Origin of the sequence: Streptomyces polygonati (genome assembly GCF_042650325.1) — a bacterium.
GTDB lineage: Bacteria > Actinomycetota > Actinomycetes > Streptomycetales > Streptomycetaceae > Actinacidiphila > Actinacidiphila polygonati.
The window spans coordinates 1-21,593 of the sequence record NZ_JBHSBB010000048.1 but is presented as its reverse complement, the minus strand read 5'-3'; the positions used below and the strand labels follow the sequence as shown (position 1 = coordinate 21,593).

The following is a 21,593-nucleotide window of genomic DNA, read 5'->3' as shown; positions in this document are numbered from 1 at the left end:
GGGATTGTCCGTTTTCTAGCAATTCAAGGGATGCCATGGGCGACGCGGAGATCATCGAAGAGCAGAAGCGGTCGCAGACGCCGGAGGTCGGTGACGAGACTCCGGACCCCACAGCGGCGCCGCAGGCCCAGCAGGCCCAGCAGGCCCAGCAGACACCGGATGTCCTGCTCGACGTGCCCACGCTGCATGTGGACGAGATCGATCTGGAGGTCGAGGATCTGCGAGGTCGGGTCTCGCTCCAGGCCGAGGTCCTCGATCTGCTGAAGCTCAACGTCGGCGTCGACCTGGTCCTCGGGCGGGTGAAGCTCGACATCACCGGTGTGGACGCGCAGGCGCTGCTCAAGGTCCGGCTGGACAATTTGGCGCAGGTCATCGGCCGGGTGCTGACCACCATCGACCGGAATCCGCAGATCCTCGAAAATCTCACGTCCTCCGTCGGATCCGCTGTTGACGACGTCGGGTCCGGTGCGGGCCGGGCCGCCGGTGACATCGGCCGCGGTGCCGGAAGCGGGGTGGGGAACGTCGGTGAGGGGGCCGGGAAGTCCGCTGAGAAGGTCGGCGGCGGGGCCGGCCGAGCCGTCGAAGGAGCAACCGAGGACGCCCGGAAGATCGCCGGGGATGTCAGCGGCAGCGCCGGGCGAGTCGCCGACGAGGCAGAAGAAAGCGGCACCGCGGACGAGGACGACCGGGGCGACGCCGAGGAGACGGATGCGCGGTCGCACAAGGTGCGACGCGGCGCCGTCGACCGGCACCGGAAAGCGCCAGCAGGCGCCGACGGACACCAAGGCGCCCCGCGTCGGGCCGACAGCTCGCGCCGGGGCTCGGCGACAGAGCGGCGCGGGGGCAAGCGCGCCGCGGCCCGGCGGCGCGCCGAGCACCGATAGCGTCCTCCTCGACCGGCCCTCATGACCCGGCGCCGGACTGAACGGCCCAGCAGAGACCAGGCTGATCAGCCCGGGCGCCGCTGGTTCCCGGGCAGGGGCGACCGTGCCGGCGTCATCGTCGCACGGCCACCGCGCCTTCGGTGCGTTCGAGAAAGACGATCCGGCACGGCGCTACGACGCTGGAGATCACGGCCGACACCCTCGAGGAAGCTCTCCCGCTCCTGGAGGAGCTGCTCGGTGGACCGTGATCTGTCCAGGTCCCGTGCCCTGCTGATCGGGAACGCCAAGGACGCCCATCCGGATGTCCTCAACTTGGGCTGGGGCAAGGCCGGCCCGGCAGCGATACGAGATCTTCTGACGGGCAATCTGTGCGCGTGGCCGTCCGACCGGGTGACCCGCCTGCCTGATAGGCGCACCCTGCGAGTTGGCGCTCGAGGTGGTCTCCGCCGTCCGTGAGGCTATGCGGAATGCCTCGCCCCCTCACCGGCCACTATGGCGCCGTCTGGTCGGTCGCCTTCAGCCACGACGGCCGCACGGTGGCCGGGGCTTGTGGCGACTCCACCATCCAGCTCTGGCACCTCGACGCATCACAGTCCGGAACACGGTGGTTCAGCCAACGGTCCAGGACTGTGTGGAGGTGTCCGGCACACCTGGGCGGCCGAGGAGCCCGAGCACTGGGCAGCCCAGGTCGCACCCTGCCCGGTCTGCCCGGTGAGCTGCGCGGCCCTGGCACGCGCCGCCGAGGACGCAGACGATCTGCCGCGGCGACCGTGTCCCCACCCGGGTTCGCAACGAGGACGGTGGACAGCGCATCGGTACTGCGAGGATGGGCCAGAACTAACTGGGCGGACGCGGCCATCCGTGCCGGCAGAGTCCGCGCCAACGCCGCCAGCGACCCCCAGCTCAGGCAGGCGTTCCTTGCACCGCTCCCGCGTCCCCCTGGGCCAGGCACCCACCGACCAGGTCAGCGCCCGGGAATGGGCGACAAGGCAGACTCCCCTGACGGCGTATCAGCCCGATACACTCAGAAAGGTACCCCTGACCAGCAGCAATGGCGAACTGCAACGGGAGTACTAGGGCTGGAGCAGCTTGGCCACCGTGCCCGGGCCGGCCGCGGGGGCTGGCTGCACGCCCGCCGCCTTCTTCTTTCCAGCGGCTGGATGCTGCGGCGATCCGGCTCCCCTGGCCGCGGGCGCCGGTGCTTTCTTCTTGCCGGGGGGAGCCGGATGGGCGGCCGGCGCGGGCCGGTTTACGGCCGCGGGCGGGGCAGGGTGGCCAGCCGGGAGGGACCGTTTCGGCACGACTGAGTGTCGTGGCTTTCCGGAAGGTGCGCCGGTCGTCGGGGAGCCGATCGGCGCTGCTCTGCCCCCGCTGGACGGTGTGCCGGTCGGAGTGGCCTGGCTGGCCGGACTGTCCGGACTGGCCGGGGCAGAGCGGTGGGTGGTCGCGTCCTGGGCGGTGGGGCCGCCGTCCATGGCCAGCAGAGTCGCCCCCGTCGCGGCCAGCACGACGACGGCAGTGAGGCCGGCCAGCGCACCCCGCTGGCGCCCTGGGCGCGCGGGATCACCATGGCCGGTGGTCCGGCTGGGTCGGGTGGGGACATCGAGGGCGGCACCCGCACGCGGTGAACGGGAGAGGGCCGCTCGGTGCAGCAGTTCGGCGCAGCGCTGGGCGTCGGGTCGCTCCCGGGGCTCGGTGCGGGTCATCGCCTCGATGACGTGTGCCAGCTCTGCCGACAGCCGCTGCGGGATCTCCGGCGACCGGAGCAGCCGAGCCGCACTCGCTTCCAGCGGCGCCCCCTGATATTCTTTTTCGCCTTTCACCGCTTCGAGCAGAACCAGTCCAAGCGAGTAGATGTCGCTGGCCGGACTGGAACCTCTGCCGAGAACCTGTTCCGGGGCCAGATAGGGCACCGTGCCGACGACGGTGCCAGGCTCCGCTCGGGTGGGTTCGTCAATAAGACGCGAGATTCCGAAGTCGGCCAGATACGGGGTTTCGTCGGGACCGAGCAGGACGTTCGAGGGCTTCACATCGCGGTGGACGATCCCGGCCGCGTGGGCGTGCGCCAGCGCGAGGGCCAACTGCCCGCCGAGCCGTGCCACGTCCGCATCGGTGAGCGGGGCTCCGTCATGGATGCGCTCCCGCAGAGTGATGCCCTTCACCAGGTGCATCACCACGTAGGCACCGCCGAGGTACCGGCCTGCGTCGTAGACCGCGAGCAGAGCCGGGTGCGCCAGCCGGCCGAGCAGGATGGCCTCTTCGCAGAACCGATCGGCGGATATGGCGGTGGCGCCCGGGCGGAACACCTTGACCGCCACCTCGCGGCGCAGCCTCAGATCGGCCGCCCGGAAGACGTCGGCAGTCCCGCCGGTGCCCAGGATCTCGTCCAACCGGTACCGGTCGTCGAGGACATCGCCGGTCCGCGGGCCGGAAGGGCCAGCAGGACGTTCATGGGCAGACATGAGACCCCCGTAACGACGAGATGTGACCAGCCGCCTACCCCGGCACTCGTGGTGCATTCGGTCGGATCGGTGATCCCGACGCTCCGGCGGGCGCCGGGCCCGGGTTCGGTTCCCCGTTGATCTGTGATGCGCTGCCCTGTACCGGGCGCACGGTGGGGCAGAGCTGCTGTCGGTGTCCGGCGACCGTTCGCGGTTATCTTCTGCGGCTGCTCCAGATGATGGCCGAGGCCAGGATGAATGCTGGGCGGGTGTGGTGTGTGCCGGCCGCAGCATCCGGGGTGAGGTGGTGGTCGGCGAGGTCGCGCAGGATGCCGCGTGCCTGCTGGAGACTGCCGGGCGCGGCGATCATGAGTTCGAATGCGGTTCGGGCGGCCTGCTGTTCGGAGAGGGTCTCCTGGGCGAGGCCGAACATGATGGTGCGCAGGTTGTCGGCGAAGACATCGGTGATGGACAGCTCGGGGCACGGGTGACGGATGGATCCTTCGCGGTTGGCGAAGGATTTTCCGAGGAGGGCGATGACGGGGCTGGACTGGATCCCGCGGCTGGTGGTGTGGGTGACGCCGAAGGTGAGTTCCGTGAGATGCCCATCGCGGCGGCCACATGCGCGACCGGGCGACCCGAGCGGACACGCACAAGGATTCGTCTGCCGTGAACGGTCAGCCGGGCATTACGGTGGGACACGAAGACCTCCGTGCGGTGCAGTCCTAGACAGCTCCACCACACCGGAGGTCTTCGCCATGATCAAGCACCGGCACGTGTCAACAACGCTCGTGATCAATACACCTACTAGCTCCCGGAGCCGTGGCGGGGGACGCCTGCCGCGGTCTTCAGGTCCTGCTGGAGTGTGGAGTACGCCGTCTTGGGCTGCATGCTGACGTTGAAGAGCAGGCCGTAGCCCTCACCGCTGAACGTCCCCGGAATCCACGAGTCCCCGTCGTGGACGCCCCAGACCGTGAAAGAGATGCACTGGCGGACGAGCTCGCAGCCCTTGAGCAGCTCGGAGAACTCGTAGGGCTGGGCGAACTCGGCGAGCGAGCTGGTGGGCACCTGGTCGGTAGCGTTGTTGACGAAGGTGCGCACGTCGGCCTCGGTGACGGCGACCTTCAGACCCAGGTCGCCGAAGGCCTGCAGATCGGCCTGGTACTGCTGGGCGTTGAAGCCGTACTGGGTGTCGAGGTGGCCCTGCTCGCCGATGCCGTCGATCGGGACACCCTGCTTGCGCAGGTGCTTGACGAAGGTGTAGACAGCCTGGAATTTGACGTTGGTCCCGTCCTCGCCCGCGATGTTGTAGTCGTTGTACATCAGCAGGGCCTTCGGGTCCGCCTTGTGTGCCCAGCGGAACACGTCGGCGACGATGCCCGAGCCGAGGTGCTGAATCCAGAAGTCGTCGGCGTTCAGGCCGTCCGCTTGCGGGGTCTCCCAGGAGTTGGCGAAGACCTCGTTGACCACGTCCCACTGCCAGATCTTGCCCTTGAAGTGGGTGACCTCGTCGGTGACGTGCCTGCGGAGGATGTCGCGCAGCTGCGCGTTGCTGATGGAGCCGTCGCCGACCCCGGTGGTCAGCCAGCTCGGGAGCTGGTTGTGCCACATGAGGGTGTGGCCGCGGACCGCCTGCCCGTTGTGCTGCGCGGACCGCACCAGATCGTCGGCGGCCTTCCAGTCGTAGACGCCCTGGCTGGGCTCCACAGCGTCCCACTTCATGGCGTTCTCGGCCGTGACAACGGAGAACTGGGTATTGACGATGCCGGTGTAGGCCTTGTTGGTGCCCAGTTGGGACGCGTCGACGGCGGTGCCGAAACGCAGGCCCTGCTTGGACGCGAGCGCCCGCAGGGAGGTATCGGCGGCCGTGCCGTTCTCGTGGGCGAACGCGACAGCGGCGGGGACCAGCATGAGAGCGGCGGCACATGCGGCGACAACTGCGGATCTGCGTCGAAGCTTCACTGCGACTCCCGGGGGTCGGCGGCCTCGAAAGTTTCGGGCCAGCGTTCGATCGGAGCTGCAAGTTAGACCCGCCGATCTCGGCGAGTCAATGGCGCGGGCACATCCGAAATGCCACTGTCAGGGCATCTCATTCGGCTGCCGAAATCCCCTCGACGGTCCGTCAGCAGCACCGCCCCCGGCCCCGGTGGCCGCCGCCGGTCCGCGCTGCGACTCACCCGCGACCGGCCCGGCCCCGGCTCCGCGGGCGACAGGCCGGTCCGCCCGCCCGGGAGCGACGTGGACTGCCCCGCCGCGGCCGGGCAGCACGGGACCCCTTCAGCTCCGCCCCTCCGGCGCGCGCAGGGCGACCGCGTCCAACACGCACCGCGACCATGCCAGGTCGCCGTCGGCGCCGGCTCCGTCCTGGAGCAGGCGGTGCAACTCGGCCCAGACCCCCGTCCGGCTCCACTCGGTGAACCGACGGTGAGCAGTCGGGCCCGAGGGACCGAAGAGCGCGGGCAACTGCCGCCAGGCGCACCCGGAGCTCGCGACGAAGACGATCGCGGCCAGCACCTCCCGGTCGCCGTACCGCCGCCGGCCACCCCCCTGGGGTCGGGTCGGGGCGGCTGGCACCACGCACTGGAAGAGGTCCCACAGCCCGTCCGGAACCAGTCGCTCCACGATCGTCACCTCGCCAGATTACGCATGGACCAAATGAGACAGCCTCGGAATGCGCCAGAGCCGCTGACTTCCCCGGCATCACTCCACTACGGCGATCGAAAGTTTCGAACAACAGGACTCCCCAACCGCGTGTCCGTCAACCGCGCGGCCGCCGACCGCGATCCACCGTCGCGTTCAACGAAGCGGCACCCAGTAGCCGACTGCGCCGCCGCTCCCGTCCGGCGGCTTCGTCTCCGCAGGAAGCGGAGCCGCCGGTGCTCGGAGCCCCGACCCATCGGTCGGGACTCCGAGCAAGGGCGAGGGGTGGGTACCGGAGTCCTGGTGCCCACCCCTCGTCCTCATCGCGGTCGGTGCCGGCTCAGCCCCGCGTCAGCGGCGTCTCAGCGGGCGGTGCAGGAGACCGTCGGAGCGCCGTTGCTGCCCGAGTAGTTGGCATTGAACCCGAAGGCAGTGCTGGCACCGGCTCCCAGGGTGCCGTTGTAGTCCGCGTTGTTCACGGTCGCTGTGTTACCGGACTGGGTGTAGCTGCCGCTCCACAGATTGGTGACGGTCTGGTTGCCGGGGAAGGTCAGCTTCACTGTCCAGCCGTTGATGGCGGCCGAACCGTTGTTCTTGACGGTCACCGCACCCGTGAAGCCGGCACCCCAGTCGGAGGAGTTGGTGAAGGTCGCCGAGCAGCCGCTGCCGTTGCCCGGAGGCGGCGTACTCGGGGGCGTGCTCGGTGGTGTGGTCGTGGGAGGCGGCGTGGTCGGCGGTGTTGTACCGCCGCTGCCGCTGCCGAGGGTGATGTTGGAGCTGCCGCTGCTCTGGTAGCCCTCGGTGGCCAGGATCTCGTAGTTCATGGTGCCGAGGTTCATGCCATGGCTGGCCCAGGCATTGAAGTGGTTGGCCACGGTGATGGTGCCGCCGGTCCGCTTCGACTGGCGGACGCTCCAGTACTGGTTGAAGGTCGAGCTGTTGCCCTCGATCGAGGGGGCGTTGACGCGCTGCGTCTCATAGATGTCGTAGGTGCCGCCGTCAGAGGTGACGGTGCCCTTGAAGGTGCCGGTCGGCCGGTACGAGCCCCAGTTGTCGACGATGTAGTACTCGACGAGCGGGTTGGTGCTCCACCCGTACAAGGACAGGTAGGCGTTGCCGGAGGTGCTGAAGGTGCCGGAGTAGGTCACCGGGTTGCTGTTGCCGGGATTCCAGCCCTTGCCGGCCACGAAGTTGGCCACGTTGTTGAACGCCGTGCTGTATTGGCCGCCGGCCCCCATGGTCATGGACGCCTGGCCGCTGTTCTGGCTCCAGAACGAGTAGAAATAGCCGTTGTTGGTGCCGGTGCTGTTCGAGTTGATGGTCGTGTCGGCCTGAGCCGCGCCGGGCAGCGCGAAGGCGACCATGACCGCAGCCGCCACGGCGACAATCGCTCGGATGGCGGCCACGACATCGCGTCTGCGACGCATGTCGTGGGTCAGTGTCCTCATGGGGTGTTTCCTCCAATGGGCGTGGGGGGAGGTTGCGCGCCGTGGCGCCGGTCGTCACCGGCCGGGATGACCTGGACGACGGGGGCATGACGCACTTTCCGGCTGCCAGGAGTACTGCGACCGGAGGACCGGGTCATGGTGCGGCCCGGATCACCGGCGACGGGTCACCGGGGATGCCGAACAGTCTGATCCGCGCTCCTGGGGTGTCAATAGTTTCGGTAGAAGTTTCGAATATTTCTCCTGATGGCGCGTTCGGAGGTCAGACGAATTCCCTGATCAGAGGCCATGAGGGACGGTGAAGTCGCTCTGGCTGATCCACACATCGGCAATGCGGGTGGCAGAACAGCCACCAGCGAGGTCCATCATTACGAAAAGTTTCGAAAGTGCCTGAGCGCGTCCTGGCGGCCTGTGGGGTGGCGGAGATCTTCCAGGTCGCCCCGTGTAGGCGCTGTTCCACGCCGCTGAGGCTCACCTTGAGTCGTTGCGGCGAAGGCCCTGGCGAGCCCGCGAAACCGACATCGGCATAGTCGTCCCGTCCCCGCCTCAGGAGCAGGTGCGAACGAGCCCTTGACGCCAACACCCCCTACCACCAACGCTCCGGGTCGGCCCGGCCCGGTACATACGCCCGGTGGGCGGCACGGTGCGGCAGGCGGAGGAGAGACCCCGCTCCCGCTGGCCCGAAGTGGCCGTCGGTGCAACCTTCCGCGGAGCGGTGGGGTGAGTAGAGCGGAACCCGGGCCGTCCGGGCCGGGGCAGCGCCGGGAGTCCGGCAGCGCGCACCACCACCGGAAAGTGGGGAAATTCGATGATGAGCGGTATCGGCAGGTCAGGGGACGGGCAGAGCGGCGCAGCGCCAGCGGGGCGGACGCCGCCGCGCGGACGCGCGGGGGCGGCACGGCGGCTCACGGTGCCGGGGATGGTCTGCGTGCTCGCGGCAGCCGCACTCGCAGGTACGGGTCATGCGTCGGCCGCCCCGTCCGGGAACCGGGCGGCGATACGTGCGGCTGCCGCGACAGTCACCTGGCAGCAGACCCCGGTGCAGATGCGCTGGGGCAACCTTCTGGGCATCGGCGGCGATGGCACCCCTGGAAACACCTGGGCCACCGGCTTCTCCCTGACGGACGACGGGCAGGCCACTCTTGGAGCCGCCGCCAGCCGCTGGGACGGCAACTCGTGGGTGCAGACCCCGGTCCCGGTTCAGGCAGCGGGAAACGTCCGCACCTACGGCAGTCGTCTCGACAGCCGAGTCGCCGAAGTCGCCCCCGACGACGTCTGGGCCAGCGGTGACATCGAGACCGACGCGCCCGGCAGCGGCATGCAGCCGCTGATCGAGCACTGGGACGGCACGGTCTGGCACCAGACCCCGGCCGATGTCCTTCCGGCCGGCAGTCAGTTCTACGGACTGTGCGCACTCTCGGCCAAGGACGTATGGGCCGGCGGCCTGATCAGCGACGCGCCCGGTCTGGCCCACTGGGACGGCCGGACCTGGACCGCGGTAACACCGGCTGCGTTCAGCGGGCTCCCGGCGTTCAGTTACGTCACCTCCCTCAGCGCCGCGGGGCCGAGCGATGTCTGGGCGGTGGGTGCCGGCAACCTGTCCGCGCACTACGACGGGCGTACCTGGACGGAGGTCCCGCTGCCCGCGGTCGGCGACGACGAGATCTGGCTCGAGGGTGTGCGCACCGATCCGGTGCTCGGCACCTGGGCGGTGGGCTACCGGGTGGGGGCCGACGGAGTACGCCACACGCTGGCGTTGCACGCTGTCGGCGGCGCGTGGCACCAGGTGTCCCTGCCCGCGGCGGCCCATGCCCAGCTGGAGGATGTGGCGTTCACTTCAGCCGGCCCGGTCGCGTTCGGGTACGTCGACAGCGCCGCCACTGTCGCCGCCTACGGCGTGACGCTTCCCCTGACCTCGTCCGGGCGCGGCCGTGAGGTCGCCGCGCCAGCGACGGCCTCCGGTATCAATGGCGCCTTGGCCGGACCGGCGGGCAAGAGCGTGCTCGTGGTGGGCACCGGTCCGTTCGGCGAGTCGATCTTCCCGCCGTTCGCCGCCCGGACCACTTCACGGTTCTGACCCGTGGCGGGGGCGGCTGTCGCTGAGCCGGCGGGTCAGGCCAAAAGGCCCGACGGCGTACGGTTGCCTGCTGCCCCCGCTCCCCCCGCTGCCGCGCTGCCCCGCGACGCCGGCGCGGTCCGGTGTCGGGAGCGGGGGCTCCTCCTGCCCGTGTCCGTCGCGGACGGCTGCCCGCCTGCCGGTTCCCTCCGGGCCCGGATTCCTCCACGGTCAGTTCTCTGCCGACCCGGTGACCGTGGCCAGGATGTCCCACCGCTGGCCGTACGCCGTCACCGTCGTTTCGGGAAGGGCGCCGGAGGCCGGGGGTTTCGCGGTGGCCAGATAGCCGACGGAGTATCCGGGGGCTCCGGGCAGCGTGGCCAACCGGAGCGGGTAATGGTGGCCCTGCATGGTAAGGGTCATGTGCGCCGGGCTGCGGGGGCCGATGAAGAGCGGGACGTACACGGTGCCGTTCGGCGCGGTTCGTACCCGGGGGTCGATCCAGGGGACACCGCCGTCATCGCTCGCGGCGGCCTCGCACTGCCACGCGCCTCCGGCGGAGGAGAAGCAGACCTTGGTCGGGGCCAAGCGCATGCGCAGACCCGCCCCGATGTCGACGGACCGGCCCGGCGGGACCACCTCGACCGCCGACCCCTCAGTGCCTGCTGTGCTGCGCCCGGACGCCGCCGGCGTGAGTCCGGATGGTCTGCCCGTCGCCCGGTCGCGCATCTCCCCCGCTGCCAGGACGGCGGCGATCATGACGGCGGCCGCTATCGGGAGGACGGTCGCGAGACGGCGGGCGCGGCGCTGTCTGCCGGCGCGTTCCCGTACCGCTTCCGCGGGCCAGGGCGAGGGGGTGAACGCGCTGGCCGCGGTACGCAGGGCATGCCGGACGGCGCTTTCGGTGTCGTCCGGACAGTCGTCGTGCGGTGATGGCTTCACGGGGCCGCACCTTTCTCGGCACGCCGGGCGAGCGCGGCGGTCCCGGTCGGGCCAAGAGCGGGCGCCCCGGCCAGTTCCGCCAGCGCCGGGTGGTCGCGCAGCTTGCGCAGCCCTCTGCTCGCCTGGCTCTTCACGTTGCCCAGGGAGCACCCCAGGATGTCGGCGACTTGTTGCTCACTCAGATCCTCCCAGTACCGAAGGACGACTGCGGCCCGCTGGCGCGGCGGCAATGTGGCCAGGGCAGTCATCAGTAAGGCGCGGTCCTCGATGCGGGAGTGCTGGTCGGCGCGGGCGCGTTCGGGCAGCAGCGGGGTCAGCAGATGCGCGACCCGGCGTTTGCGAAAGCGGCTGATGTTGTTGTTCACGAGGGCGCGGTGCACATAGGCGTCGGGTACGTCGAGGCAACGGATACGCGACCATCCGAGGTAGACCTTGGCCAGCGTGGATTGCACCAGGTCCTCGGCGTCGTGGTGGTCTCCCGTCAACAGGTAGGCGGTGCGCATCAGGTGGGGCCAGCGCGTGGCAGCGAAGGTGTCGAAGTCCCAGCTCTCGTCGTCCTGCGGCGCCGGGCCGGGCGGCGCGGACCGCCGAGGCATACCGCCCGCAGGCTGACGGTCCCGCGACGCTGCCCGCGCCTCCTGCGGCGCGATGTCAGAGCCCTTCAAGAAGCTCCTCCGCGCCACCGCTCGCCGCCGCGCCTCTGCCGGCGACACTCCTCCAGATCCGCATCGCGCTCCTGTTCATCCTGCGTTCCGCTGCTCTCGTGTCCGTCGGCGCGGACCGGGCCGGCAGCGGCCCGATCGGAGCGGCACCGCCCGGTTCCTCACCGGCGGAACCCCGCCGTGCAGGCGCGGGCCCCGCTCTACTCACCCCCTGCGCCGGCGAAAGGTTGCACGGCCGCCGAAGAGCATCGGAGTGTCGTTGCCGCGTATTGCGTCCATGCGGTCATGCCGCCAGTCGGTACTGATGGAACTCGCCGCTGAGGCCGTTACTTCTTCATACGGTGGGGTGGTTGACCTGCTGGTGGTCGGTGATCGGTACGGTCCGGGGGCGCGGCGTGCGGGCCTGGCATCCCCGGGTCCGCCGGCGGTCGGACGGTCCGCTGGCGCGGACTCCGGATCGTCGCGGCGGCCAGGAGCAGACGGTCCACCCCGCTCGGGTGCTCAGCGCGGAGCTGGTCGGCACGACCATCGGTGCCTGGATTCCGCCCGGCACCGGGGTGTGGCTGTACCTGGAGCACGGTCGGGCCTCCGGCTGCCGGTGGAGCGTCGAGCGCTCGCGCCTGGACACGAAGGCCTCGGTCGGGTGGAGCTCCATCGGCATCCGGAAGGTGCCGACCGGCGTCGGCGGCCGCGGCGCGGTCATCAGCCGAGTTCGGCCACCGCGGCGGAGCCGCGGATGATGATCCGGGCCAGATAGGCGGTCATACCCGGGTGAGCCCGCCGGCGAGAGTTGGTCGGTGTGCCCCCGAGCGCGGGAGTCCAGCGCCCCCCACGGCAGGACCGCGCACACCCAGCTCGGCTTCGGCGCCACGCCTGAGGCGCCGACGTGCGTGAGGAACCGCCGACAGGTGACGGGCACGATGTCGTGCTCGGTCGCGCAGGTCGGGCAGGTCGCTCAGGTGCGGAGCGAAAGGGAGGTGCCGGGTCGGGCGGTTCTCATAGGAAGTTGTTGGGCCAGATCATGGTGCGCCACATGTGGGCGACAGGGGAGTTGTCGAAGCCCAGGCCCTGGGGCGGCTGGCGGAAGCGGCGGGCGACGATGTCTTCGAACTCGTCGAATTCGATGTCCACGTCGGGATCGAAGGTGTACACGTCGTTGACGGTGACCATGCGGGCCGACATGTACCAGCGGTGGCGACGAGCGGTGCGGTAGGCCTGACGGGCGTGTGCCGGGGGCTGGTACTCGGTTCCGAAGAAGACTTCGTAGGCTTTGGGATAGCCGTAACCGACGCTGTCGTCCGGGAAGTAGCGCAGCACCTCGTGCTGCCGGATGGCCCACGCCACTTCCTCGTCGACGTACGGCTCGACCAGTTGCGCGCCCCAGTGGCCATGATGGCTGCGCAGCAGCCCGGCGACGGAGATGTCGTGCAGCAGGCAGGCCAGCACCACGTTGTCGTCCATGCCCTGCTGCCGGGCCCGGCGGGCGCTTTGGAGCATGTGCCGCACGGTGAACGGGTCCAGGGCCAGCCGCAGCCGGAAGAAGTCGGCCAGCGTGGGCTGTTCGGGCATCGTCGGCAGTGCGTGGTGGTCGCCCATCATGAACACCTCGCCCGGACCGAGCGAGGCCAGCACCTGGTCGCCGGGCAGATGGCTCCCGGTTCCGAGGGTGGCGGCCGCCGGCGGGCAGATCACACGGGTGTAGTCGTGCTGGCTGTGGGACAACGCGAGACCTTCCGGATCGTGATGCTCCCGGCACCGGGCCGGGCTGACCGATCCCACCAGAAAAAACAGCGCCCGCACCGCCCTTGTCACCCGCCCGGCGGAGCACACATCGCAGGATCACAAGAACGAGCGAGGGAGCGGACCCCCGTGAGGCAGGGTGACGATGGCGACACGGCGTCGGCGAGGATCTCGTCGTGACCGATGACGAACTGCTTGAAGCAGTCCGGGCCAGGGTGCTGGAAGGCCGTCCGACCGGCCTTCCCAAAAGGCCGCCTACGCCTGAACCGGCTTCCCCGGCCGCTGCGGACCAGGCGGAGCAAATTGTCGGTCACCCCCCGCCTCCGCTCCTTCGCCGGCTCTCCGTAGAGGTCGCCGGTGGTGGCTTCGGGCCGTTCAGCGGTGTGGTGGGGGGCGACTGACGGTGAGGTGTTCGACGGGTACGTCGAGTACCTGGAAGGCGAACCGGATCCCGATGAGCCGCCGCCACCGCCCCGGGCGGGTGTTCTCGACGAGCGGCTGCACCCCGCTTTCATGGACGTACTCGGACTGCGGGAAGAGTCGAAGAGTCGTGGTCCCGGCCCGCGCAGGGTTGAGAGCGTGTCGTCATGTGCCGCGCCGGTTCGGACGTGTTGCCGAAGAACGGCCTCTGCGTCCGGCCCGGGCTCGGCGGGAGGGCTGAGGGTGCGTCAGGTCACTGGGGCTGGTGTTGCCGGCTGTGTACGGACTGTTGCGGAAGCGGCTTGTGCGGGCGGTAGGGCAGCCGTATTGTCCCGATCGGACTGCTGTGTGAGGCCGTCGGCGCATACTGCCCGTGCCCGGCCCGCACGGCTCGGACTGTTCTCGTGGGGGGATCAGCTATGAGTGGTTTACGTCGTCCGTGGGAGAGATCCGTACCGCCGCGCCGGGGGCCGGCCCGGCCGTTCGTCAGGGCGGTGGCCGTCGTCGTCGCCGTGCTGGCGGCCCTGGTCACCCTGTGCGGGCCGGCCGTGGCCGGCCCGGTCCGGCCCGCCGCGGCCGCTGCTGCCGCCGGGGAGAGCATCGGCAGCGCCGGCCTGCTGACCGGAACCGTCACCGGCGCCCTGGTGAGCGGCTCGAACGACTGGTGGGTGGTCTACGCCGCTTCGCCGGGTGCCGCGGTGACCGTCACGGTGCGCAGTACCGCCGCCGAGAACGCGCCCTGCGCGGGCATCCAGGCCGTGCTCTACAACGGGGACGGCACCCGGGGGCAGCTCAGTTCCACCGGCGGGATCAGCGCCGGATTCGCCGCCCAGCTCGCCGGACGGCAACTCGGCGCGGACCGCTACTACGTGGCGGTCACCACGTGGGGCTGCGCCTCGGTGGCCCCCTACAGCCTGGAGCTCACCGGCGGCGGGGGGCCGGCGCTCGCGCCGCCCTCCCTGCACATCCAGGCCGGGCGCTCGATCGGCTCCGCCTCGCTTCCGCTGCAGGGCGGCCACTCCTACGGCGGCACCCTGAACGGCAACGGCGGTGAGGACTGGTACGTCCTGTACAAGAAGGCCGACGCCAACCTCGCGACGCTGCGGGTGCAGGACACCACCGCCGACACCACCATCGCCTGCGGCGGCATCACCGCCACCCTCTGGGGATCGACCGGCACCCGCGACCAGGTCCAGTCGGTGTCCCTGCCGGTCAACGGCGCGGTCACCTTCGCCGTGCCCGCGAACGAGGCCGGCGACGCGCAGGGGCGGTACTTCGTGGAGCTGGTCCCGTGGGGCTGCAACACCGGCGGACAGACCTACACCGTCGAGCCGGAAGCCGCGGCGGAGTGGACCGCCCCGGCCGCGGTGCCGGGCGGCACGCCGGTGGCGGGCACCTCGATCGTCTCCGCCTGGCCGCCGCTGGCAGGCGGCACCCTCTACGGCGGCACGGTCGACGGGGCCGGCACCGAGGACTGGCTGGTGCTCTACAAGAAGCAGGACTCCGCCACCGCGACGGTGCGGGTGCAGAACACCACGGTGGACGGCTCCGCTGCCTGCGGCGGCATCACCGCCACGCTCTGGGGTTCCGCGGGCACCGGCAACGAGGTGCAGTCGGTGTCCCTGGCCACCAACGGGACAGTCACCTTTACGGTGCCGGGCAAGGAGGCTGGCGACGCGCAGGGCCGGTACTTCCTGGACCTGGTCCCCTGGGGCTGCAACACCGGCGGACAGACCTACACGGTGGAGAGCGAGTCCGCCGCCGAGTGGGTCGTCCCGGCGCGGACACCCACCGCCGTGGCCCGCGCCGCCGGCAGCGCCGCCACCGCCTGGCCGCCGCTGCCTGGCGGTGTCGCCTCGGCGCAGCACCTGGCGTCCGGCAGCGGCCAGGACTGGTACGTCCTCTACAAGAAGGCGGACGCCGCCACCGCGACGGTCCGGGTCCAGAACACCACCGTGAACGGCTCGCTGCCCTGCGGCGGCATCACCGCCACGCTGTGGGGGGCGACCAGCACCCAGCAGCTCAGCTCGGTCTCACTGCCCGTCAACAGTACGTACGCTTTCGTCCTGCCCGGGCAGGAATCCGCCAGCAGCGTCGGCCGCTACTACGTGGAAATCACCCCGTGGGGCTGCAACAGCCTCGGCCAGGGCTACACCATCGAACCGGAGGCGGCGGGCGAGTTCAGCGCGGCCTCCCGGGCCCTGCCCGTCGGCCCGAGCCGTGCCGCGGCCGCGGGCCCGCTGGCGGGCGGCACCAACTACGCCGCCGCGCTGAGCTCGGCGACCGCCCAGAGCTGGGCCTACTTCCACGCCAACAGCGCGGCTTCGCTGCTGGTCCAGAACACCACCACCGGCACCGGCAGCTGCCGGACGGTGCACGTGGCGCTGGCCCAGACCGGCTACGCCACTCTGAGCGCCGCCCCGGCACCCGGCGCGGTGGCCGTGCTGTCGGTCCATGCCGCGGGCGACTACGCGGTGGAGCTGACCACCGGCGGCTGCACGCCCTCGCCCGCCATCGGGGTACTGCTGGACCTGTCCGGCAGCATCCGCGGCCCGGTGCTGAGCCTCTCCCCGACCACGCTCAAGGCGGCCGCGCTGAACAAGAGTTACAGCGCCGCGGTCAAGGCGTCCGGCGGCAAGGCCCCGTACACGTACACCGCCCCCAGCGCCCTGCCGGCCGGCCTCACCCTGAACCGCACGACCGGCGCGATCACCGGCAAGCCGACCAAGGCCGGCAGCTACACCTTCATGACCGCCGTCGCCGACTCCACCGCGCCGACCCACGCCACGCTCACGGTGAAGATCTCCCTCAAGGTCTCCTGACCCCACCGTCGTCTCCCGCTCCTCCTTCGAGCGGGAGACGACGGCTTCCGGCCGGGCCCGCGCGGCGCCACCACCGCCCGCGAGGCACCGGCCACCGCAAATCCATCCGCCCCCACGCGGGCGACGGCGACCGCCGGCTGCCGCGCCTCTGCCGCGACCGCGTGGTCGGGTCGCTTCCGCTCAGCGCAGTTGCTCGGCCAGTCCGACGATGATGCCCTCGGGGCCGCGGATGTAGCAGAGCAGGTAGCTGTCCTCGAACCGGGCGATCCCGCCGAGGAGTTCGGCGCCGTGAGGGCGCAGGCGGGCAACGGTGTCCTCGATGTCGTCGACGGCGAACATGACGCGGTGCGTGCCCAGAACGTTGTGCGGCCGGTCGCGCGGCCCGGCGCCGATCGCCGCGGGACTGCGGTACTTCGCCAGCTCGAGCCGGCTGTGACCGTCCGGGGTCCGGACCATCGCGATGTCGCAGTGCACGCCGTCGAGTCCGGTGCAGCGGTCGGCGAAGGGGCCCTCGACCTCCGCTCTGCCCTCCAGCTCCATACCGAGTTCCACGAAGAACGCGATGGCGGCATCCATGTCCTCGACGACGATGCCGACGTTGTCCATCCGCTGAATCGCCACGCTGGTCTCTCCTTCTTCCTCGGGCGGCCGGGGGTGGCCGCCGATGTCCCTGGGCCGGAGGCCACCGCGGTGAGTGCGGCGACCCGAGGGGTGGCGCCGCGGGAGACGGGTTCGTCCCCTCGCGCCCCGCGGCCGGGGCTTCGGGGTCTGGCGGCTTTCACGATCGCACAAGGATTCAACGCGTTCACACTTTCGGCGAGCCTGTGCGCCCTTGCCGCGCCGTGACGCGGCAAGGATGACGGACACGAAGCACGGCCCCGAAGGGCGGAGTCCCGGTCGCACGGGCGTCATCGACCGAAGGTCCTCCGCTCCCCCACCGGGGATGCCCGCCGATGCCGGCGTCGAAGGTTTCTCCGCATCAGTGGAGTGGTTGTCCCGCTCCCGGGGGGCTTTCCAGGACGTGGCACCGGTCATGGGGCCGGCACGGGGCCGGGCATGACACACAACAGTGAGGAGATCGGGGATGGATTCCCAGTTCGACACGGCGGTCGCGGCGTACGAGCACAGTATGGAGGCGATGCCGTTTCGGGAGCACATCGAGGAGTACAGCTTCCTGAAGGCGGTCGGCGACATCAGCGGGCACGACGTGCTCGACCTCGGATGCGGCAGCGGGCTCTACACCCGTCGGGTCCGCGGCGCCGGGGCGGCCCGGGTGGTCGGGATGGACGAATCGGCCGCGATGGTGGAGCACGCACAGCGGCGTGAGGAGCGCGAGGGGCTGGGCGTCGAGTACCTGGCCGCGAACGCCGCCGACCCGGCCGCCGGTGACCTGCCGGGCATCGCCGGGGCGTTCGACGTGGTCACGGCCGTGTATGTGCTGCCCTACGCCCCCACCCAGGAGGCGCTGGAAGGGTTCTGCGTCACCGCGCGGCACGCGCTGCGCGCGGGGGGCGGGCGGTTCGTGGCCGCGGTCCTCAACCCCGAGTTCCGCACCGATCCGCAGTGGTACCGCGGCTACGGCATGCTCCTGAGCGCGCAGCGGTCACCGGCGGAGGGCACCCCGGGGCACATGCGGGCGTGGGTCGGGCCCCACGTGCTGGACCTGGACTTCTTCCGCTGGTCGGCGGCAGCGCATGAGCAGGCTCTCGAGGCGGCCGGTTTCGACCGCGTCTCCTGGATCCGTCCGACCGTCTCCGAACAGGGCCGCGAAAGGTACGGAGAGGCGTTCTGGGACAACTACCTCAGCTGCCCGCACGCGCTGATCGTCGACGCGCAAGCCGGCCCCCGCGCCGACCCCGCCACCGGCGCCGCCCCGACGGGGAACGCCGAACCGACCCCGCGGAAGTGAGGGCCCACTCCCATGAGCCGACTCCCCGCAGCCCACACACCCGGCCCCGGCACCTCCACCGGCGTGAACGTCCCGCCCGACGACGCGGCCGCACAGCACCTCCCCGATCCCAGCGGGTTCCAGGTGGAAGGGCTCGACCTCAGCAGTCCCCGCCTGTCGGAGAAGTACGGCACCGTAGTGCTGGGTCTGTCGCCGTTCAACTCCTTCTATTCCACCGAGACCGTGACCGCGCTGTGCCGAAGCGCCGCGGTGTCCTTCCCCGATGTGCACGTGGTCCTTCCGGGGGCCCCCGAATCGGCGTTGCGGTACATCTCGGCGGGCAAGGAGCCACGCCGCGCCGTCCTGCGTTCCAAGCGCGTCATCCACGACATGCGCAACGTGGCACGCCGCACGCTGGCCGACTGCGGCGTGCCCGACACGGACTCCCGGGTCCATGTGCTGACCCGCTTCGCCGCCCATCCGCGCTACCGGGAGATCCGGGCCCGCGTCGAGAACGCGTACCGCACCCAGGCCCCGATGCGGGAGGCGGTGCGCGCGATGACCCGCACGGCATTGGCGACCTCCACCGACGCCGAGCCCACACCGGCCCAGATCGAGGACAACGCCCGCTACATCTTCGCCGAGTCCCCGCTGCTGCTGGATGCGACCGGGGTACTGGGCCGCCCCAGCGCACTGTTCGTCTACCACCGCAGAGTGCCCGTCTACGACGTGGTGGCCGCCGGCCGGGTGCCCGGCCTCACCGTCGGGACGGGTCACGTCCTGTCCGTGCTCACCGATGAGAGAAACGACCATGACGACGATCCCCGATGAACTGACCTGGCCCGACTCCTTCCCCGGCCGCGGGCACGGCCTGCCCCCGGAGATGTTCGACCTGCTGCGGCGCGAGCGTCCGGTGGCCCGGGTGGCGTTCCCCTCCGGCCACCGGGCATGGCTGGTGACCCGCCGCACCGACATCACCGCGATCGGATCGAGCCGCGGCTTCTCCCGCGACCTCACCGGCCCCGGCGGGCAGCGCATCGCCGGAGACGACTTCAACAGCGTGCCCGGCGGCATCTTCAACCTCGATCCGCCCGCGCACACCGTCGTGCGCCGCGTGGTCCAGTCGTTCTTCAACCCGGCCGCCGCGACCGCCCTCCGGCCCGCGGTCGCCCTGGCCGCCACCGACCTGGTGGCGACGCTGCGCGACGGCCCCAACCCGGCCGACCTGCACCGCGCGTACGCCCACCCGCTCGCGGCGACACTGGCCTGCGACCTCATGCGCGTGCCGCCCCGACAGCGCCGCAAGATCGTGCCCCGGCTGCGCTCGCAGGTCGACTACACGACACCGGCCGCCACCATCGAGACCTCCACCCGGTGGATGCTCGACTTCGCCGCCGAGGTCATCGACGCCAAGACCGCCGACCACGACGACCGACGCGAACCGCGAGACCCGATCGAGGCGCTGCTCCGCGCCCACCACCGCGGGACCATCACCCGGCAGCAGTTGCAGCGACGGTGATGTACCTCTTCGTCACCTCCGCCGAGCCCGTCACCGGCCCCGTCACCACCGGCGTCTACACCCTGCTGCGGCACCCCGAGCAACTCGCCCGCGTACTGCGCGACCCCGGCCTGTGGCCCACCGCGGTGACGGAACTCCTGCGACTGCATCACAACGGGATGACCTCCATGCCCCGCGTCGCGCTGACCGACACCGAGCTGCACGGCGTGCTCATCCGCGCCGGCGACGCCGTCGTCACCCCGTGGGTCGCCGCGACCTGGGATCCCGAGCACTTCAAACAACCGGACCGATTCCGCCTCGACCGCAGCACACAGGAGGACCCGGCCATCACCTTCGGCACCGGCCCCCACTTCTGCCTCGGCGTCAATATGGCCCGGATGTTCCTGGAGACCGCGCTCTCGACGCTGTTCGAAGACCTCCCGGATCTGACCCTGGCGGCCAAACACGAGGACATCGCGTGGGAGCCGGACACCTACTTGTTCACCCGGCCGGTGGAACTGCCCGTCACCTGGTCGTGAGTTACCGGGCGCAGGGACATGCGGCGGGAACTCCGCCATGCCGGCGGCGACATGGCGGAACCCGACCGGCTCCCGACGGTCAGGAGCCGAACACCTGGAACTCGGAGGCCTGGGCGGCGGTCCAGCCGGTGTTGGCCGTGATGTTGAGCCGGACGTAGCGGGCGTTGGCGGCGGTGAAGGTCAGCGTCGCGGTGTTGCCCGAGGCCGGGTTGAGGGTGACCGCGCTGGAAGACTTCAGCGTGGCCCAGGTGTTGTTGTCGGTGGAGCCGAGGACGCTCAGCGTCTCGGTACGGGTGGCCCAGTCCGCGGACGGCGGGAGCTTCACGGTCACCTTGCCGACGGACTTGCCGGCGCCGAGGTCGACGGTCAGTGTCTGCGGGAAGGCGTTGCTGTTGGACTCCCAGTACGAACTGGCGTTGCCGTCCACCGCGTTGGCCGGTGCGTAGTTCTGCACCGAGGAGGACGCGGAGGCCGCGTGGCCCTGCGCCAGGTTCACGGTGGCCGGGGTGGTGGGAGGCGTCGTCGGCGGGGTGGTCGGCGGGCTGCTGGGCGGAGTGGTCGGCGGGGTGGTCGGAGGCGTGGTGGTGCCGCCGGTCGGGACGCCGCTGTTGGTCCACACCGGAGCGGGCCAGCCGTTGCACTGCTGGCCGGTGTTCCAGCCGGAGTTGCCGCCGCCGTCGACGAGGTCGAGGGAGGAGCCCTCGCAGTTGTAGACGGGCTTGGCGGCTTGGCCGATGTTCTTGGCCTTGACGTTGATGAAGGTCATCGACGCGGGTGCCTGTCCCTGGACGGCGAAGGTGCCGGCGCCGTCGATGGTGACGTTCTTGAAGGTGACGCCGGTGACGCCGCCGCCCTCGATGGACTGGATCGCCTCGTAGGAGCTGTCGAGGATGTCGGTATCGCTGATCTGGATATTGGCGTTCACCTGGCCCTGGAGGCCGTCGAACCAGATGGCGCCGATGCCGAAGTGCCAGTTGTAGTCGCTGTTGCCGGTCCGGATCAGGGTGTTGCGGGCCGCCGTGATGGTGCCCGTCACCCCGTTGGGGCCGCCGCCGTTGACGCCCGGGTAGCGGTTGGCGATGTGCAGGCCGCCGCCGTTGCTGACGGTGTCGGCCATGACGTTGTCGGAGATGGTGAAGTTGTTGCCGCCGTACGTGACGATGTTGTTCGCCAGGATCGGCGCGACGACGGTGTCGTGGGTGAAGCTGTCACCGGTGTTCGGGGACTGCTCGGGCCAGGAGGCCAGACCGTCGTCGCCGACGTTGCGCACGAAGGTGTTGGTGACTGTGGAGTTGGTCACGCCGGAGTGGAAGTTGACCCCGTCGGCGGTGGTGTCCAGGATGCGGCTGTTCTTGATGGTGAAGTGGTCCATCGGGCCGTCCATCCAGGCGCCGACCTTGACGTGCTGGATCCACAGGTCGTCCACGGTGGAGTTGGACATGGCGCCGCCGAGGCCGTTGACCTGGTCGTCGTCCACCCGCTCGGTGATGTCGCCGATGATGGCGAAGTCCTTGAGCTGGACGTTCCGGCTCGGACCGCCCTGGTTGGCGTACTTGCCGTAGAAGCCGGCCGCGTGGCTGCGGTTGACCGGGTCGCGGCCGCCGAAGACGGTGTAC

Annotated in this window: 16 protein-coding genes and 3 pseudogenes; 8 read left to right on the top strand and 11 right to left on the bottom strand. The window is 70.5% G+C overall.

The features are described 5' to 3' along the window. The first annotated feature begins 35 nt into the window (after positions 1–35). A complete protein-coding gene (locus tag ACFO3J_RS33355) occupies positions 36–884 on the top strand; it encodes a hypothetical protein (protein WP_386437753.1) in 849 nt (282 codons plus the stop codon). A gap of 467 nt (positions 885–1,351) precedes the next feature. Next, positions 1,352–1,447 (top strand): annotated as a pseudogene (locus ACFO3J_RS33350) (hypothetical protein); the annotation flags it as partial. Between the two features lie 510 nt (positions 1,448–1,957). On the opposite strand, the gene ACFO3J_RS33345 reads toward ACFO3J_RS33350, so the two are convergent. The 6 genes and pseudogenes from ACFO3J_RS33345 to ACFO3J_RS33320 form a co-directional block, all read right to left on the bottom strand. Next, positions 1,958–3,346, bottom strand: a complete 1,389-nt coding sequence (locus ACFO3J_RS33345) for a serine/threonine-protein kinase (RefSeq protein WP_386437750.1) — start codon at positions 3,344–3,346, stop codon at positions 1,958–1,960. Between the two features lie 193 nt (positions 3,347–3,539). Next, positions 3,540–3,695 (bottom strand): hypothetical protein, encoded by a 156-nt coding sequence (locus ACFO3J_RS33340; RefSeq protein WP_386437748.1) that lies wholly within the window; start codon positions 3,693–3,695, stop codon positions 3,540–3,542. A 218-nt stretch (positions 3,696–3,913) separates the two neighbouring features. Next, positions 3,914–4,027 (bottom strand): annotated as a pseudogene (locus ACFO3J_RS33335) (IS481 family transposase); the annotation flags it as partial. 105 nt (positions 4,028–4,132) lie between these two features. Then, positions 4,133–5,236, bottom strand: a complete 1,104-nt coding sequence (locus tag ACFO3J_RS33330) for an endo-1,4-beta-xylanase (RefSeq protein WP_386437745.1) — start codon at positions 5,234–5,236, stop codon at positions 4,133–4,135. A gap of 372 nt (positions 5,237–5,608) precedes the next feature. Next, positions 5,609–5,956, bottom strand: a pseudogene (locus tag ACFO3J_RS33325) (transposase); the annotation flags it as partial. A 371-nt stretch (positions 5,957–6,327) separates the two neighbouring features. Beyond that, complete coding sequence (locus tag ACFO3J_RS33320; protein WP_386437743.1) at positions 6,328–7,413, bottom strand: glycoside hydrolase family 11 protein; 1,086 nt, start codon at positions 7,411–7,413, stop codon at positions 6,328–6,330. 1,042 nt (positions 7,414–8,455) lie between these two features. Between ACFO3J_RS33320 and ACFO3J_RS33315 the strand changes: the two genes are divergently transcribed. After that, complete coding sequence (locus ACFO3J_RS33315; protein WP_386437740.1) at positions 8,456–9,487, top strand: hypothetical protein; 1,032 nt, start codon at positions 8,456–8,458, stop codon at positions 9,485–9,487. A gap of 210 nt (positions 9,488–9,697) precedes the next feature. Here ACFO3J_RS33315 and ACFO3J_RS33310 read toward each other — a convergent pair whose 3' ends face one another. The 3 genes from ACFO3J_RS33310 to ACFO3J_RS33300 form a co-directional block, all read right to left on the bottom strand. Further along, positions 9,698–10,408 carry a hypothetical protein gene (locus tag ACFO3J_RS33310; protein WP_386437737.1) on the bottom strand — a complete coding sequence of 237 codons (711 nt, stop codon included), beginning with the start codon at positions 10,406–10,408 and terminating at the stop codon, positions 9,698–9,700. Continuing rightward, positions 10,405–11,004 carry a SigE family RNA polymerase sigma factor gene (locus tag ACFO3J_RS33305; protein WP_386437822.1) on the bottom strand — a complete coding sequence of 200 codons (600 nt, stop codon included), beginning with the start codon at positions 11,002–11,004 and terminating at the stop codon, positions 10,405–10,407. Before ACFO3J_RS33305 ends, ACFO3J_RS33310 begins: the two co-directional genes overlap by 4 nt. A gap of 1,062 nt (positions 11,005–12,066) precedes the next feature. Further along, positions 12,067–12,792, bottom strand: a complete 726-nt coding sequence (locus ACFO3J_RS33300) for an HD domain-containing protein (protein ID WP_386437734.1) — start codon at positions 12,790–12,792, stop codon at positions 12,067–12,069. Positions 12,793–13,649: 857 nt separating this feature from the next. Here ACFO3J_RS33300 and ACFO3J_RS33295 point away from each other — a divergent pair. Continuing rightward, on the top strand, positions 13,650–16,052 hold the full coding sequence (locus ACFO3J_RS33295; RefSeq protein ID WP_386437731.1) for an Ig domain-containing protein: 2,403 nt from the start codon (positions 13,650–13,652) through the stop codon (positions 16,050–16,052). Between the two features lie 180 nt (positions 16,053–16,232). Here ACFO3J_RS33295 and ACFO3J_RS33290 read toward each other — a convergent pair whose 3' ends face one another. Next, positions 16,233–16,673, bottom strand: coding sequence for a VOC family protein (locus ACFO3J_RS33290; RefSeq protein ID WP_386437728.1), 441 nt, complete (start codon positions 16,671–16,673; stop codon positions 16,233–16,235). Between the two features lie 463 nt (positions 16,674–17,136). On the opposite strand from ACFO3J_RS33290, the gene ACFO3J_RS33285 reads away from it, so the two are divergent. Genes ACFO3J_RS33285 through ACFO3J_RS33270 form a run of 4 tightly spaced genes read left to right on the top strand, consistent with a single transcriptional unit; the run spans position 17,137 to position 19,977 of the window. After that, positions 17,137–17,961, top strand: coding sequence for a class I SAM-dependent methyltransferase (locus ACFO3J_RS33285; protein ID WP_386437725.1), 825 nt, complete (start codon positions 17,137–17,139; stop codon positions 17,959–17,961). Between the two features lie 12 nt (positions 17,962–17,973). Next, positions 17,974–18,771, top strand: a complete 798-nt coding sequence (locus tag ACFO3J_RS33280; RefSeq protein WP_386437722.1) for a tRNA-dependent cyclodipeptide synthase — start codon at positions 17,974–17,976, stop codon at positions 18,769–18,771. Further along, positions 18,752–19,459, top strand: a complete 708-nt coding sequence (locus ACFO3J_RS33275; RefSeq protein ID WP_386437720.1) for a hypothetical protein — start codon at positions 18,752–18,754, stop codon at positions 19,457–19,459. Before ACFO3J_RS33280 ends, ACFO3J_RS33275 begins: the two co-directional genes overlap by 20 nt. Beyond that, complete coding sequence (locus ACFO3J_RS33270; protein WP_386437717.1) at positions 19,459–19,977, top strand: cytochrome P450; 519 nt, start codon at positions 19,459–19,461, stop codon at positions 19,975–19,977. Before ACFO3J_RS33275 ends, ACFO3J_RS33270 begins: the two co-directional genes overlap by 1 nt. 79 nt (positions 19,978–20,056) lie before the next feature. On the opposite strand, the gene ACFO3J_RS33265 is transcribed toward ACFO3J_RS33270, so the two are convergent. Next, positions 20,057–21,593 (bottom strand): discoidin domain-containing protein (locus ACFO3J_RS33265; protein ID WP_386437714.1); only part of this gene is annotated, 1,537 nt, incomplete at its 5' end.